General features: G+C 71.3%; 10 protein-coding genes and 2 pseudogenes. 6 read left to right on the top strand and 6 right to left on the bottom strand.

Features of this window, described 5'->3' with window-relative positions:
* Positions 1 to 27: 27 nt before the first annotated feature.
* From LPA41_RS32670 to LPA41_RS32665, 3 genes and pseudogenes are all read right to left on the bottom strand, one after another.
* Complete coding sequence (locus LPA41_RS32670; RefSeq protein WP_308036651.1) at positions 28 to 909, bottom strand: LLM class flavin-dependent oxidoreductase; 882 nt, start codon at positions 907 to 909, stop codon at positions 28 to 30.
* Positions 910 to 956: 47 nt separating this feature from the next.
* A pseudogene (locus LPA41_RS42240) lies at positions 957 to 1,343 on the bottom strand (LLM class flavin-dependent oxidoreductase); the annotation flags it as partial.
* Positions 1,344 to 1,404: 61 nt separating this feature from the next.
* Complete coding sequence (locus LPA41_RS32665; protein WP_229074972.1) at positions 1,405 to 2,901, bottom strand: DHA2 family efflux MFS transporter permease subunit; 1,497 nt, start codon at positions 2,899 to 2,901, stop codon at positions 1,405 to 1,407.
* Between the two features lie 148 nt (positions 2,902 to 3,049).
* Here LPA41_RS32665 and LPA41_RS32660 point away from each other — a divergent pair, with 148 nt between their 5' ends.
* From LPA41_RS32660 to LPA41_RS32635, 6 genes and pseudogenes are all read left to right on the top strand, one after another.
* Positions 3,050 to 3,454, top strand: a complete 405-nt coding sequence (locus LPA41_RS32660) for a MerR family transcriptional regulator (RefSeq protein ID WP_229074971.1) — start codon at positions 3,050 to 3,052, stop codon at positions 3,452 to 3,454.
* 10 nt (positions 3,455 to 3,464) lie between these two features.
* The gene (locus tag LPA41_RS32655) at positions 3,465 to 4,097 is read left to right on the top strand and encodes a nitroreductase family protein (protein ID WP_229074970.1); all 633 of its coding nucleotides are present in this window, start codon (positions 3,465 to 3,467) and stop codon (positions 4,095 to 4,097) included.
* Positions 4,098 to 7,485: 3,388 nt separating this feature from the next.
* Positions 7,486 to 8,100 (top strand): annotated as a pseudogene (locus LPA41_RS43365) (biotin/lipoyl-containing protein); the annotation flags it as partial.
* 86 nt (positions 8,101 to 8,186) lie between these two features.
* Positions 8,187 to 9,383 (top strand): DUF808 domain-containing protein, encoded by a 1,197-nt coding sequence (locus LPA41_RS32645; protein ID WP_229074968.1) that lies wholly within the window; start codon positions 8,187 to 8,189, stop codon positions 9,381 to 9,383.
* 201 nt (positions 9,384 to 9,584) lie between these two features.
* Positions 9,585 to 11,093, top strand: coding sequence for an AMP-binding protein (locus tag LPA41_RS32640; RefSeq protein WP_229074967.1), 1,509 nt, complete (start codon positions 9,585 to 9,587; stop codon positions 11,091 to 11,093).
* Positions 11,078 to 11,782 carry a methyltransferase gene (locus tag LPA41_RS32635; RefSeq protein WP_229074966.1) on the top strand — a complete coding sequence of 235 codons (705 nt, stop codon included), beginning with the start codon at positions 11,078 to 11,080 and terminating at the stop codon, positions 11,780 to 11,782. The genes LPA41_RS32640 and LPA41_RS32635 overlap by 16 nt, the downstream gene beginning before the upstream one ends.
* On the opposite strand, the gene LPA41_RS32630 is transcribed toward LPA41_RS32635, so the two are convergent.
* Genes LPA41_RS32630 through LPA41_RS32620 form a run of 3 tightly spaced genes read right to left on the bottom strand, consistent with a single transcriptional unit; the run spans position 11,761 to position 15,078 of the window.
* Positions 11,761 to 13,077 carry a condensation domain-containing protein gene (locus LPA41_RS32630; protein WP_229074965.1) on the bottom strand — a complete coding sequence of 439 codons (1,317 nt, stop codon included), beginning with the start codon at positions 13,075 to 13,077 and terminating at the stop codon, positions 11,761 to 11,763. The genes LPA41_RS32635 and LPA41_RS32630 overlap by 22 nt on opposite strands.
* On the bottom strand, positions 13,067 to 14,815 hold the full coding sequence (locus LPA41_RS32625; protein ID WP_229074964.1) for a non-ribosomal peptide synthetase: 1,749 nt from the start codon (positions 14,813 to 14,815) through the stop codon (positions 13,067 to 13,069). Before LPA41_RS32625 ends, LPA41_RS32630 begins: the two co-directional genes overlap by 11 nt.
* Complete coding sequence (locus LPA41_RS32620) at positions 14,812 to 15,078, bottom strand: acyl carrier protein (protein WP_229074963.1); 267 nt, start codon at positions 15,076 to 15,078, stop codon at positions 14,812 to 14,814. The genes LPA41_RS32625 and LPA41_RS32620 overlap by 4 nt, the downstream gene beginning before the upstream one ends.
* Position 15,079 lies beyond the last annotated feature (1 nt).

Raw genomic sequence — 15,079 nt, 5'->3', positions numbered from 1 at the left:
AGGGGCGCGGCACCGAGGTGCGGGGACTCAGTTCGACGTCTGTGCCGGGTCGGTGAGGCGAGGATCGAGGCCGTACTGCGCGGGCAGGCCGAGGTTCTCCCGCAGCGTCGACCCCACGTAGTCCCGGGGGTAGACACCGCGCTGGCGCAGGATCGGGACGACGTTGTCGACGAAAGCGTCCAGGCCGGACTCGGCGAGGTCCGGGATCACCCAGAAGCCGTCCGCGGCCTCGGCCTCGAACCAGTCCTGCAAGTGATCGGCGATGAGGTCGCCCGGGCCGACGACGGTCGGGTGGAAGTCGATGACGCCGTGGGCGAGGATGTCACGCACCGACCACCCTTCCCGCGCCACCCGCAACGCGATCTCCGAGCGCGGGTCGACGGGTGCGGCATAGGCGCGCGCGAGTTCGTCGGCCGTCAGCGGGTCGTCGATCCGGCTCGGTTCGAGCCGGAGGCCGAGCATCTGACCGAGCATGCGGACCCGTTGCGGGGCGACGTCGCCGGTCACGGCCATCCGGCGATCCAGACCCTCCCGGACGGTCGCGGCGACGGTCGTCATGACCCCGGCGAAGTACTTGATCTCGTCGGGGTCACGCCCGGCCGCTCGGGCGGCCTCGCGGACCATCGCCCGCTGCGCCCGGGCCTCCTCGATCGTCCAGACCTCGGCGATGAAGCCGTTCGCGTACCGGCCCGCGATGGACAGCAGGTGCGGGCTGGGCCCGCCGGCGGTGAAGATCACCGGCTGGCCCTGCTCGGACGGCGGGATCGGCAGCGGACCTCGGGTCGCCACGTGATCGCCCCGCAGGTTGACCGGCCGGACCTGCGCCGGGTCGAAGTAGCGCCCGGAGGCCTGATCCCCGATCCAGGCGTCCCTTCCCCAGCTGCCCCAGAGGGCCTGGACGAGCTGGATCGTCTCGTGGGCGCGTGGTACCGCTCGGATCGATCCGCGACCGGCCTGCCGTAGTTCGCGGCGACCGCGGGGTCGCTGGTGGTCACGGCATTCCAGCCGGCCCGCCCGTGGCTCATCACATCGAGCGCCTTGTACTGCCGGGCCAGGTTGTACGGCTCCTGGAACGTCGTGGATCCCGTCGCGACGAGACCGACCTTCGAGGTTTCCCGGGCGACCGCGGCGAGGGCGAGCATCGGGTCCATGGTCATGCTCAGGCCGGCGTGCTCCTCACCACCCCGGACCGCCGCGAAGTCGGGCAGGAACATGAAGGCGAACCCGCCGCGCTCCGCGGTCCGGGAGATACGCACCTGGGCGTCGGTGCTGGTGAAATTCCCGGGATCGATGCCGGGTGCCCGCCACGCGCCGGCGAGGGCGCCGTAGCTGGATCCGAGCATGGTTCCCAGGATCATCTGCCGTGCGGTCACGTCGTTCCCCCGCTGTCGTGTCGTGTCGTGGTCACCGGGCCGCCGTCTCGCCGGCCGCTCCGTCGGTGGCCGGACTCGGTGCCCGGCGGACGAAGAAGGCGCCGGCCAGCACGAGCAGGCCGATGGCCCAGGCGGTCAGGAAGGCGGCGTGTCCGGCGGACTCTGCCTGGGCCGTGCTGAGCACGCCGGCGTCCCGGGCACCGGAACCGATGGTGTAGGCGGAGATGAACACCGCGCCGAAGGCGGCACCGGCGAGCTGCTGAATGGTGGAGAAGGCCGCGCTGCCGTGCGGGAAGAGCTCGTTCGGCAGGCCGCTCATCGCACTCGTCGTGAGCGGGGCCCACATGGCGGCCATGGCACTGGTGAACACCAGCCAGGCGACGATCAGCGTGACCACGCTCGTGCTCTCATCGACCCGGCTGAGGAACCACAGGACGGCCAGCCAGACGATCGCACCCGGGATGACCAGCGGGCGCGGCCCGAAGCGGTCGTAGACCCGGCCGCTCAGGGTCGCCACGATCGAGATCGCAGCGCCGCCGGGGATCAGGAAGAGGCCGAGCTGCAAGGTGTTCAGGCCGGTGACGTTGGTCAGCACCAGCGGCAGAACGACCAGCAGCCCGATCCCGTTGCCCGCGACGAAGACCATCACCAGGATCGGCAGGGCGAACGACTTCCGCAGAAAGATCCGCATGTCCAGGAACGCGCTGTCGCGACGCTGCAGTGGGATCTGGCGGAGGACGAACGCCACCAGGCCCGCCAGGCCCACCGCGATCGGCAGGTACGGCGGGATCGGGGCGTGCCCGGCGGACGCCTCGCCGAGCAGGGAGAGTCCGTAGACCAGACCGCCGAACCCGACCGCGGACAGCAGCAGCGACAGCAGGTCCAGGGTCACCGGTTCCGGGGTGGTGACGTTGGGCAGCTTCCACGCTCCCAAGGCCAAGGCGGCGATGGCGATCGGCAGCATCAGGATGAACAGCCAGCGCCAGCTCAGTGCGGACAGCACGAGACCGGACAGTGCCGGGCCGAGCGCCGGCGCCACGGAGGGGACGGCCGTCGTGATCGCCATCATCTGGCCGCGACGAGCGACCGGGACCAGGCGCATGGTCGTGGTCATCAGCAGGGGCAGGAAGACGGCGGTGCCGGACGCCTGGATGATCCGGCCGGCCACCAGGGCGCCGAACGTCGGCGCGATCGCGGCGAGTGTCGTCCCGGCGATGAACAGTGACAGCGCGACCAGGAAGACCGTTCGCAGGTGGAACCGCCGCATCACGAAACTGCTGGCCGGGATCAGCACCGCCATGGTCAGCAGGAATCCGGTCGTGACCCACTGCCCGGTGCTCGGGCTGACGCCGAAGTCCTCGATCAGCGTGGGCAGGGCGACGCCCAGGAGCAACTCGTTGAGGAAGACGATGAACGTCGAGACGATCAGGATCCCGATCACCAGGGCGACACCCGGGGGGAGCCGGTCGCCGGAGTGGTCCGTCGATGCCGGATCGGCGGCGTCGGCTTTCGATGCGGTGGTGGTCATGTGCGTGCTCACTGTCTCGGTAAGTCGGAAGAGCGATCGGCGACCATGGTGCAACCTTCACATCATGTGAATGTCAACCGTGAGCGACGAGGGACCGATCACACCCCGTGAACCTTGACATGACTGTAACGTTGCGGCGGAGGTGGTCATGAAGATTGGTGAGCTGGCGAAACGCACCGAAGTCCCGACGCGCATGCTCCGCTACTACGAGGAGCAAGGGCTCATCACGCCCACGCGGCAGCCGAACGGTTACCGCGAGTACGACGAGTACCTGGTGGACCGGGTGCGGAAGATCCGCGGTCTGCTCGACTCCGGCATTCCCACCCGCATCATCGGCAGCATGCTGCCCTGCCTCAACCAGCCGCAGGAGATCGTGGTCGCCGATCCCGACCCTGAACTGCGCGAGATGCTCGTCCGGGAGCGCGACCGGATGACCGAGCGCATCGCGCTGCTGGAGCACCACTGCCACGCCATCACCCGGTACATCGACGCGATGGACCGATCCCTCACGGCCACGACCGAAAGCGCGTACCGCAATGATCCTCGACCCTAAGGTGACCGGAATGACCTTGCTCGACCTTGACCCGGACCAGTTGCTCTCCACCACGCGGGCGGTCCGCAAACGCCTCGACCTCACGCGGCCGGTACCCGACGACGCGATCCGCGAGTGCGTGGCGATGGCCCTGCAGGCACCGTCCGGATCGAACGTCGTGACCATGCGGTTCGTCGTGGTCCGCGACGAGGCGAAGCGCCGGGCGATCGGCGACGTCTACCGCGAGGTGTACGCCGGCTACCAGGCCTCACCGGGCTACCCCGGCAAGCCCACCGGGGACGAGGCCCGCGACGCGGTGCAGCGGCGGGTGGCAAGCTCCGCCGACTACCTGGGCGAGCACATGGGCGACGCGCCGGTGCTCGTGCTGGCCTGCAACGAAGGTCCCAGCCGGGAGTGGGCGGTCGCCGGCATGAGCAACGTCATCCCGGCCACGTGGAGCTTCATGCTGGCCGCCCGGGCCCGGGGGCTGGGCACCGCGTGGACGTCGATGCACCTCGCCCGCGAGCGGGAGGTGGCCGAGATCCTGGGACTGGACTACGAAACGCTCGCACAGGCGGTGCTCACGCCGGTGGCGTACACGAAAGGCACGGATTTCCGCCCGGCCGAGCGACCCGCCCCGGACGAGGTCATCCGCTGGATCTAGACCTGGTCCACCCTTGACGGCCTCGCTCACCATCGGTGAGGGTGAGAGCCCGGTCAGGTGAGGGAGGGTCGTGCTCGGGTCACCGGAAGGGCCGCGGCGCCGGGCTCTGTGCGTCGGCATCGGACAGTTCGGTGAGCCGGGCGGGGTGGCCGAGGAAGGGCCCGATCGGGGCTGGGAGTCGCTCGGCGACGCGCCGGCGCAGGCACGTGCGGTGGCCGCGTCGTTCGGGCGGCTGGGATATGAGTGCACGCTGCTCGATCCGGCCCCGCCGGCGGCCGCGCTCGGGGCGGCGGTGCGGCAGGCCATCGCGGAGTGCGGGCCGTCGGACGTGCTGGTCGTGCACGTGCTCAGCCACGGCACCCTGGTCCGGGACCGGTTCCTGCAGGTGGTGGGCGCGGACGGCGCGCACGACGAGTCCACCGAGGTGGAACGGTGGATCCGCTGGGTGACCGACGCCGGTGACCGGGCGCCGACGACCCTGTTCCTGCTCGACCTGTGCTTCGCTGGTGGCGCGGCCCGGCTGAACTGGCTGCAGGAACTCGGCGACGAGCAGCCACGGGTCTGGGTGATCTCGGCGTGCGCGCCGGCGCAGCGGGCGTTCGGCGGCCGGTTCAGCGAGGCCGTCACCCGGGTCAACACGGCGCTGGCCGGCGGCGAGCTGGACATCGACTCGTCGTACCGGCACGCGCCGATCACCACGGTGGCGCAGCGGATCCGGCGCACGGTGGCCTGGGCCGCGGCCGCCGGAGGCAGGCTCGGCCAGCAGGTCACGGCGACCCGCATCGACATCAGCGCGGTCCCCGACGACCTGCCGTTCTTTCCGAACACCGCATACACCGGCAGCGTACGGCGCCGGACCGGCACCCGGATCGACACGGCGCTGCGGCCGTTCCTCGACGACCTGGACGAGGCGCTGGACGCGGTGCACTTCCTCAGCCGGGCCTCCGGGCACAGCTCCCTCGACGACGGGGCCACCACCGGCTGCTTCACCGGTCGCGCCCGCGAGCTGCAGATCCTGTCGCCGTGGGTGAACCTGCAGGACGAGGTGGGGTTGCGGGTGGTGACCGGCAGCCCCGGTGCCGGCAAGTCGGCGCTGATCGGGGTGCTGGTCTGCGCCGCGCACCCGAAGCTGCGGGCGGCGACGAGCGCCATCTGGGAGAAGATCAGCCAGTGGCCGTACCAGAACGAGGTCTTCGCGGCCGTGCACGCCCGCCGCCGCGGCCTGGAGCAGGTGGTCGCCTCGATCGCGCACCAGCTCACCGGTGACCCGGCGGCGGCGATGAGCGCGCCCGAACTGGTACGCCTGATCGCCGCCTACCCGAACCCGCCGGTGATCGTCGTCGACGCCCTGGACGAGGCGATCGACGGCGAACGGATCATGACGGAGTTGCTGCTGCCCCTGCACGGCACCCGATGCAAGGGCCGGCCGGTGCGGCTGCTGGTCGGGATGCGCCCGTGGGAGCAGTTCCAGCCGCTGATCGAGGCGGCCGGCGCCGGTCTGGTCGACCTGGACGACGTGCGACCGCGTCAGCTGCAGGACGACCTCACCACCTACGTGTTCGACCTGCTGCGCACGGATCGGCGGTGGAATCAGGGGCACTCCGGCGGTGCCGCCTACACGATCGCCCACACCGTGGCGAAACGGCTCACCGAGAACGTGGACCGGGACTGGGGTGCCTTCCTGGTGGCCGGGCTGTTCGCCGGGCACGTCCTGAGCACCCAGGCCGAACCGCTCACCGACAACGCGCAGGCCGAAGCCCTCGGCCGCACGGTCCCGCGGTCGCTGCCCGGCCTGCTGGAACTCGACCTGCGTACCCGTGGCCTCGGCGACGACGTCCGCGCGGTCCTGCACGCCTTGGCCCACGCCAAGGGCGAGGGGATGCCGGCGGAGACTCTGCGGTACGTGGCCGGCGGCGGGGGCGGGCTGTTCGAGGCCCTGGACGCGGTCCGGTTCTATCTGCGGCACGGCGCGGACCCGGCCGAAGGCACCACCCTCTACCGGCTGTTCCACCAGGGACTCGCCGATCACCTGCTGCCGGCCCTGGACGCCGGCGCCGTCCTGGACCGCCTGCTGTCCTCGCTGGCGTCACCGGCGGAACCCGAGGTGCGGCGCTGGGACGTGGCGTCGCCCTACCTGCTGCGGAACGCCGCCGACCACGCCCACCAGGCCCAGCGGATCGAGGAGGTGCTGACCGACCCCGGCTACCTGATGACGGCCGAGCCGGCCGTGGTGGGCGGCGCCCTCGACGCCGCGCCGGAACCTGTTGCGCGCACGATCGGCGCCGCCTACCGGGAAACCGCCGGGATCGCCGACCCGGCACAGCGGCGGTTCCTGTTCGCGCTGCTGGCGGTGCGGGCGGGCCGGCACGACCTGGCCGCCCGGATCGGCACCCTGCCCGGCCAGGACCCGCTGCCGTGGCGTCCGGTGCGGGTCAGTGACGCGAGCGGCGACCACCGGGTGACGGCTGTCGGGTTCGGCATGTGGCAGGGCCGCCGGGCGGTGATCGTGGGGTCGGCGGGAGGAACGGTCCGGGCGTACGACTTCCGCACCGGCGCGGTCCGGTTCCGGGCCCGGCTGCGGCACACGCACCCGGTCGCGGCCGTCGTCGTCGGCAGCGCCTTCGGCACGACGGTGCTGGCGTCCGTGGACGAGGACGGCCGGCTGCACCTGCACGACGCGACCACCGGCCACCCGGTCGCCGACCCGATCCTGGCGCGCCGGCAGACCCGGGGGCTGAGCCTGGTGGAGATCGCCGGGCGGCCGGCGGTCCTGCTGCTCCCGGACGCCGGCGCCCCGGTGCTGCTGGACCTGCGCAGCGGCCGGCGCTGGGGTGTGCTGGACGAGCCGGTGCTGCCCGTGCAAGCGCTGCTGATCGGCCACCGGGTGTACTGGGCGGGCCGGCTCATCGCCGACGATCATCAGGCGGCGTTCGTGTCCGGGCACGGCATCGTCCGTACGCTGCCACACCCCGACCCGGTGAGCGCGGTGACCGTGGGCGCGCGCGACGGGGTGCCGCTGCTCGTCACCGGCACCGAGGCCGGCGAGATCCGGTCCTGGGATCTGCTCACCGGCGCGCGGTACGGGACGGTGCGGCTGCCCGGTCCGGTGCGCGGCCTGCTCCTGGGGGACGGCGGTGAACTGGTGGCGACCACCGGCGAGCACCTGGTCGCGCTGCTGCCGGCGGACCCCGGGGAGAGCGTGCCGGCGGCGGGTGCGGGTGCGGGGGAGAGCGTGCGAGCGGGTGCCGGGACGGAGACGCTCGCGCGGCGGTACGTGGCGCTGGCCGGTGAGGTGCGCCAGGACGAGGTCCAGCCACTGCTGTGGGGCAAGGCTGCGGCGCCGGTGCCCGTACCCGTGCCGTCGTCCTCTTTCACCATTGCCGTGACGATGCCGCAGCTGGGTCAGGCGATGACCGAGGGGGTGGTCACCCGCTGGCTCAAGCAGGAGGGTGACACCGTCGAGATCGACGAGCCGCTGCTGGAGGTGTCCACCGACAAGGTGGACACCGAGCTCCCGGCACCGGCTGGCGGTGTCCTGATCAAAATCACCGTGGCCGAGGACGAGGCAGCCCCGGTCGGCGCCGAGCTCGCGGTCGTCGAGATGCGCCAGCCCGTACCCGGCGTGCCCGAACCGGCCGAGGAACCGCCTGCCGCACCGCCTGCCGCACCGCCTGCCGCACCGTCTGCCGCATTGCTCGCCGCATCGCCGGATGCGTCGCAGGCCGCATCGCCGGATGCGTCGCCGGCCTCGCCCGGTGAGGAGATCGTCGTGCTGATGCCGGGGCTGGGGGAGTCGGTGCTGGAGGGGACGGTGACGCGCTGGCTCAAACGCGTCGGTGAGACCGTGGACCTCGAGGAGCCGCTGGTGGAGGTCTCCACCGACAAGGTCGACACGGAGGTGCCGTCCCCGGCCGCCGGCGTGCTGACCAGGATCCTCGTGCCGGAGGATGAGCACGCCGAGATCGGTTCGGGACTGGCTGTCATCGTCACGGGTGGCGGCGCGTGAACGTGTGAGGGTGGTCATGCGTGGGTAGGCGTCCTGGGCGAGAATGAGCCTGAAAAGCACGCAGATATTGGAGAGGACCTTCCTTGAGCGCTGGACTCGCAGCACTGCTGGACGATGTGGCGGTCCTGGCCCGCGCGGCCGCCGCATCCGTCGATGACGTCGGCGTCGCTGCTGCCAAGGCCGGGGCCAAGGCCGCCGGGGTGGTCATCGACGACGCCGCCGTTACGCCGCAATACGTCCGCGGGCTCGCCGCCGAGCGCGAGCTGCCCATCGTCAAGCGCATCGCCCTGGGTTCGCTGCGCAACAAATTCCTGATCATTCTGCCGGTCATCCTGCTGCTCAGCGAGTTCCTGCCGGTGCTGCTGACGCCGCTGCTGATGATCGGTGGCGCTTACCTCTGCTACGAGGGCGCCGAGAAGGTGTGGGCCAAGATCGCCCACCACGACGCGCACCAGAGCGAGCAGGCGGCGCCGGACGAGAAGACCCTGATCGGCGGCGCGATCCGCACCGACCTGATCCTCTCCGCCGAGATCATGGTGATCTCGCTGAACGAGGTCGCCGACGAGACGTTCTGGAACCGCCTGATCATCCTGGCGATCGTCGCGGTCGTGATGACGGTGCTGGTCTACGGCGCGGTCGGCGCGATCGTGAAGATGGACGACGTCGGCCTGCGCCTGTCCGAGGGCGACAGTGCGGGCGCCGCCAAGTTCGGCCGCGGCCTGGTCAAGGCGATGCCGAAGGTGCTGACCGCGCTCACCGTGATCGGTACCGCCGCGATGCTCTGGGTCGGCGGGCACATCCTGCTGATCGGCACCGACGAGCTGGGCTTCCACCCGATCTACGAGTTCGTGCACCACATGGAGGAGGCGGCGCACGACGCGACCGGCGCCCTCGGCGGTGTGGTCGGCTGGCTGGTCAACACGGTGGCGAGCGCGATCATCGGCCTGGTGGTGGGTGCGCTGATCGTGGTCTTCATGACCTTCACGTTCCACCGTCGCAAGTCGCACGACACGGCGGCGGAGGGCCACGGCGCGGGTGCGGGCCACGGCGCGGGTGCGGCGGCGACCGAGGGGCACGCGGCGGGCGGCACGGCGACCGAGGCCACACCACTGGCCGTGCCGGAGACGGTGACCCCGGTCAAGCCTACGGCCGACCCGGCGACCGCGGCCGAGCCCGCGGCCGGGCCGACGATCGCGAGTGGGCCCGCAGCCGGGCCGACGACCGGGAGCGAGCCGGCGACGGGTGGCGACAAGCCGGAGGCCGGGACGCCGAAGCACTGATCACCGGAAGAAGCCCGGGCCGTGGCAGAGCGGCCCGGGCTTATCCGTGCCCGGGGTCGGCGCAGATCTCGGCCGAGGGGGACGGACGCATCCAGGACACCGCCGGGGCACCATCCTTGGTGTGGGCAGTTGACGACTTTCGTACTCTGTCGGGGGGGATCGAGGGCTTGTTACCGTCGGTTCCATGACCGGTGGCGTGTCTTGAGTGCCAGCCTGTACGAGTTGTTCGCCTCGACCGCGGAGCGCCTTCCCGAGGCCATCGCAGTCGAGCTTCCCACCGGCGCCGTCAGCTACCGCGAGTTGTCGATGGCCTGCGAAGCCGTCGCGGAATGCGTCGCGGCGGCCCACGGCGACGTTCGCCGGGTCGGCCTGCTGGCCACGCGGAGCCTCGTCGCGTACGCCGGCTATCTCGCCGTCCTGCGGCTCGGCGCCGCCGTCGTGCCCCTATCCGTCGCCGACCCCGCGAGACGCCACCGTGAGATCCAGGTAGCCGCCGGCCTGGACCTGGTGATCGCCGACGCCACCGCCCGGCACCGCGACGTCGCCGAAGTGGTCCTGACCGACGACGCGGTGCGGTCGATGCGACCGGCCGGAACCCTGCCGCCGTACCGCGCGGTCCCGGACAGCGAAGCCTACGTGCTGTTCACCTCCGGCACGACCGGCCGGCCGAAGGGCATCCCGATCCGGCACCGCAACGTGGTGGCGTTCATCGAGCGCAACATCGCCCGGTTCGAGGTCGGCCCGGACTGCCGGATGTCGCACAGCTTCGACCTGACGTTCGACCCCTCGGTCTTCGACCTGTTCGTCACCTGGGGCGGCGGTGGCGTCCTGGTGGTGCCCAGCCCGGTCCAGGCTTTCAGCCCACTGGACTACATCACGCAACGGCGCCTCACCCACTGGTTCTCCGTGCCGTCCGTCATCGCGGTGAGCCGGCAGCTCGGCCGGTTCCCCGAGTCCACGACGGTCCCGCTGCGCTACAGCGTGTTCGGCGGGGAGCAGGTGACCTACGACCAGGTGCGGGCCTGGCACCGGCTGGCACCGCAATCACGCATCGACAACATCTACGGACCCACGGAGCTCTCCGTGGCGTGCGCCCAGTACCGGCTGCCGGCAGACCCGAAGGACTGGCCACCGACGGGAAACGGCACCGTGCCCATCGGCTACCCTCACGACGACCTCGATCACGTGATCCTCGAGGACACCGGCGAGCTCTGCGTGCGGGGCCCGCAACGCTTCGACGGCTATCTGGACGAGGCGGAGAACCGCGACCGGTTCCTGGGGCACACCGGTCCGGGGCGGCCCGCGCCGGAGCACTATTTCCGGACCGGGGACCGGGTACGCCGCGAGTCCGGCGAACTGGTGCACCTCGGCCGGCTCGACGACCAGGTCAAGGTACGCGGGTTCCGGACCGAGCTGGCCGAGGTGGAGCTGGCCGTGCGGCAGGTCCCGGGAGTGCGCGAGGCCGTCGTGGCCACCACCACCCGTAACGGCGTCACCGAACTGGTCGCCGGTTACACCGGCACCGCGATGACGTCCCGCGAGTTGCAGGGCGCACTGCGGGGACTGCTGCCCGTACCGGCGATTCCCCGCGTCTTCCTGCATCTCGACGTGCTGCCGCTGAATTCCCGAGGAAAAGCCGACCGCGACGCGCTTCGCCGGCTCGCCGCCGAAGCCCCGTACCGTCAGGAGGACGCTTGTTCAACGACCTGAGCTATGAGCTGAGCCGCCGGGAGCTGACCCGTTTCAGAGAGGGCCCTCCGCGGGAGACCTTCACCGCCTTCGACCGGGAATGGGCACTGCTTCCCGAGGTGTGGCCCGGCAGCGCACCCGCCACGAAGCTGTTCACGGCGTGGCTGCCGTACGCCGAGGCCGCCTCCTTCCTCGAGGTCGGCTGCGGAGCCGGCGTGACGGCAGTCATCGCCGTGCAGTCCGGCTGCTCCCGGGTCTGCGCCCTCGACATCAACCCGGCCGCAGTCGCGACAACGAACCTGAACGCGGCCCGGCACGGCGTGGACAAGCAGGTGACGGTGCTCGTCAGCGACCTGTTCGACGCCTTGGCCGAGACCGACCGGTTCGACATCATCTTCTGGAACTCACCGTTCGTCGAGGCCCCGGCCGACTTCCGGTACGAGAGCGGCATCGAGTACGCCGGCCTGGACGCCGGCTACGCCATGCACCAGCGGTTCTTCGCCGAGGCGGGCCGGCACCTGACCGCCGGTGGCCGGGTCTTCCTGGGCTTCAGCGACACCCTCGGGAACCCGGCCCGGCTCCGCGAGGTCGCCGCCCTGGGCGGCTTCACCGGCTCGCCCTACCGCCGTGAAGTGCTGCACCTGACGGTCGAGGAAGCCGTCGGGGAGATGAACATCGACTACGTGCTCTACGAGTTCCGCCGGCTCTGAGACAGGCTGTGCAGCGGGTGCTCGGTCCCGGCGGCGAGAATATCCTGGAACTGCGCCGCCAGGGCGCGGGCGGTGGACTCCTCGAACAGGTCGGTGCTGTATTCCAGCCGTCCCGAGTAGCCGTCGGCTCCCGCGGTGAGGCCCAGCGTCATGTCCGCCTTGGCCGTCGACGTCTCACCGAAGGTCGTCTCCACCGCGCAACCCGGCAGTTCGAGGCCGGCGGGTGCGTCCGCCTGACAGGACAGCACCAGTTGGAAGACCGGATGCATCCCGGGCCGTCGCACCGGACTCAGCGCCTCGACCACCCGCTCGAACGGCGCGCTGCGGTGCGCGATGGCGGCCCGGCTCTCCTCCCGCGCCCGGCACACGAGATCCCGGAAACAGCTGGCGTCCGTCACCGCCAGCCGCACGGCGACCGGGTTGACGAACATGCCGATCAGATGGTGGTGGGCTTCCCGTTCCCGCGCGGTCACCGGCAGGCCGACCACCACGTCCTGGGCGCCGTTGCGGGCGTGGATCAGGATCGCGTACGCGGCGAGCAGCACCGCGAACGGCGTCGCCCGGCACTCGGCGGCCAGGCTGCTCACCCGGTCGGCCACCGGCTTCGCGACGGTGAAGGACACCCGCCCGCCGGACCCGGTGCGGGGACCGCGGGGACGGTCGGGCGGGATCGTCGCCGGCGCCGGGACATCGGCGAGGCGCCGGCACCAGTACTCCAGGTCGGCCCGCACGACCGGACTGTCCTGACGGGCGGCCTCCCACTCGGCGAAGTCCGAGTACTGCTCCGTCAGGACCCGCAGCGGCGATGCGGACCCGGTCACCCGAGACCGGTAGATCGCGGACAACTCGCTGTTCAGCAGGTGGATCGACCACCCGTCGCAGGCGATGTGATGCAGGGTCAGGCACAGCCAGTGCCGGCGCGCGGCCGTGCGCAGCAGCAACGACCGCAGAACCGGACCGGTGCCCAGGTCGAACGGCCGCCGCGCCTCGGCTGCGGCCAGGCGCGCCGCCTCCGCCTCCGGACTCCGGTCGGCGGTGACGTCGATGACCGGCACCCGTATCGGCTCCGGGTCCCGCACGACCTGCCGGACGGTGCGGCCGTCGCGGCGGTACACCGTCCGCAGCACCTCGTGCCTGCCGGCCACCTCACCGATCGACTGCTCCAGGGAGGCAATGTCCAGATCGCCGTCGATGCGATAGACCAGGGGAACGGCAAAGGTGGAACGACCCGGATGCAGCCGGTCCAGGATCCACAAGCCCTTCTGGGGGTACGAGACCGGATGGTCACCGCCCATCGGAGACCTCGGCGGCCAACCGTTCGACCGTCGGCTCGTCCAGATATGCGCCGAGCCCCACAGAGGTGTCGAACTGGTCGTTGACCCGCGACAGCAGCCGCATCGCCAGCAGGGAGTGCCCCCCGAGCGCGAAGAAGTCATCGGTGATCCCGACCGACCCCAGCCCGAGCATCTCCGCGGTGATCGCCGCCAGCTCCTTCTCCAGCTCGGTGCGCGGCTGCGCGGCCGTGTCCGCCGCGAATTGGTCCGGCACCTCCGGGAGCCTCGCCTTGTCGATCTTCCCGTTGGTGGTGAGCGGCAGCTGCTCGGAGAGGACGAACAGCGCCGGGACCATCCATTCCGGAAGCCGGGCGGCCAGGAACTGGCGCAACTCGGCCGGCGCCAGCTCCGGCGACGCGGGGACGACATGGGCGACCAGCCGCCGGTCGCCCCCGGAGCGCTCGGCGACCACGGCGACCTGCTGGACCTGCGAGTGGGAGCTGAGCGCTGCCTCCACCTCGCCCGGCTCCACGCGGTACCCCCGGATCTTGACCTGGTCGTCGATACGTCCCAGGTACTGCAGCATGCCGTCCGGGCCGCCGCGGACCAGGTCCCCGGTCCGGTACATCCGGGCGTCGCCGGCCTCGTCGAACGGGTCGGCGGTGAACCGGTCCCGGGTCTGTTCGGGCTGGCCCATATACCCCCGGGCCACTCCCGGGCCACCGATGAACAGCTCGCCGGACTCACCTGCCGCCACCGGCTTGCGGTCCGCGTCGAGCACGTAGCACGAGGTGTTGGCGATCGGGCTGCCGATCGTGATCGATCTGGCGTCGGCGTCCACCGCCTCGACGACGGCGTACGTCGCAAAGGTCGTGGTCTCCGTCGGGCCGTACACGTTCAGCAGGCGGGCCGGTCGGTGCTCCGGGTCCTCGACCAGCCGGCGGGCGTGGGCCACGTTGAGCACGTCGCCGCCGACCAGCAGGTTCCGCAGGCCGGTGAAGGTGTCCGGGCGGTCCGCCATCACCTCGGCGAACAGGGCCGTCGCCAGGACCATCGTCGTGACGCGGTGCTGGGCCAGGGCCTGTTTGAGCTGGCCGGGGCCGAGCACGGCGGCAGTGGGGATGATGCACAGGGTGCCGCCGTTGAGCAGCGCGCCCCACACCTCGAACGTGAACGCGTCGAACGACGGGTCCGCCACCTGGGCGATCCTCTCGTCCGGTCCGAGATCCACGTAGTCGGTCTCGCGGACCAGGCGCAGCACCGACCGGTGCTCCACCATGACGCCCTTGGGCCGCCCGGTGGAGCCCGAGGTGAACAGCACATAGGCGAGCGACCGCGAACCGGCCGCGGCGTCCACGGCGACGGGCGTGCTGGGCCCGGCCGCTGCCAGGTCGATCAGCTCCTGCGTGACCAGCAGCGACACCTCGGCCTCGACGGCCATCGTCCGCCGGCGCTCGACCGGGTACGCCTTGTTGATCGGCACGTACGCGCCGCCCGCTTTCAGCACCGCCAGCATCGCCGCGATCATCTCGTGGCCGCGGTCGAGGAGGACGCCGACCCGAACCTCCGGGCCGGCACCCCGCTCCCGTAGCAGATTCGCCAGCCGGTTGGTCCGCTCGTCCAGTTCCCGGTAGGTCAGTGCCTGGTCTCCGTCGATCAGCGCGAGCGCGTCCGGACGGGTGCGGACCTGTTCGGCGAAGAGCGCAGGTATCGTGGCCTCGCCCGGGAACGGGGTGGTGGCACCGCGCAGGATGGTCATGTCGTTTCTCCCGTCGTCGCTCTGGAGGGCTGTCCCGCGAGAAGTCGCACCTGGGCCAGCACGGTCGGGTGCTCGAAGAGGTCGGTGGCCGCCAGGTCCGCGCCGGTCAGCTCGACGAGCCGTTCCCAGAGCAGCAACAGCAGCAACGAGTTGCCGCCGGCGTCGAAGAAGCCCTGATCCAGGGGTACGGCCGCACTGTCGATGCCCAGGACCTCGGCCCAGGCGTCACGCACCGAGACGGTCAGGCTGGTTGCGTCGCCCACG

The organism is Actinoplanes sp. DH11 (genome assembly GCF_020873875.1).
Taxonomy (GTDB): Bacteria; Actinomycetota; Actinomycetes; order Mycobacteriales; family Micromonosporaceae; genus Actinoplanes.
The sequence above is the reverse complement of the archived record's forward strand: the minus strand, read 5'-3'. Positions and strand labels throughout refer to the sequence as shown.

Excerpts from the sequence above, each read along its gene's own strand:
- LPA41_RS32625 (WP_229074964.1), bottom strand. The coding sequence starts at position 14,815 with ATGACCATCCTGCGCGGTGCCACCACCCCGTTCCCGGGCGAGGCCACG.
- LPA41_RS32630 (WP_229074965.1), bottom strand. The coding sequence starts at position 13,077 with ATGGGCGGTGACCATCCGGTCTCGTACCCCCAGAAGGGCTTGTGGATC.
- LPA41_RS32665 (WP_229074972.1), bottom strand. The coding sequence starts at position 2,901 with ATGACCACCACCGCATCGAAAGCCGACGCCGCCGATCCGGCATCGACG.
- LPA41_RS32660 (WP_229074971.1), top strand. The coding sequence starts at position 3,050 with ATGAAGATTGGTGAGCTGGCGAAACGCACCGAAGTCCCGACGCGCATG.
- LPA41_RS32655 (WP_229074970.1), top strand. The coding sequence starts at position 3,465 with ATGACCTTGCTCGACCTTGACCCGGACCAGTTGCTCTCCACCACGCGG.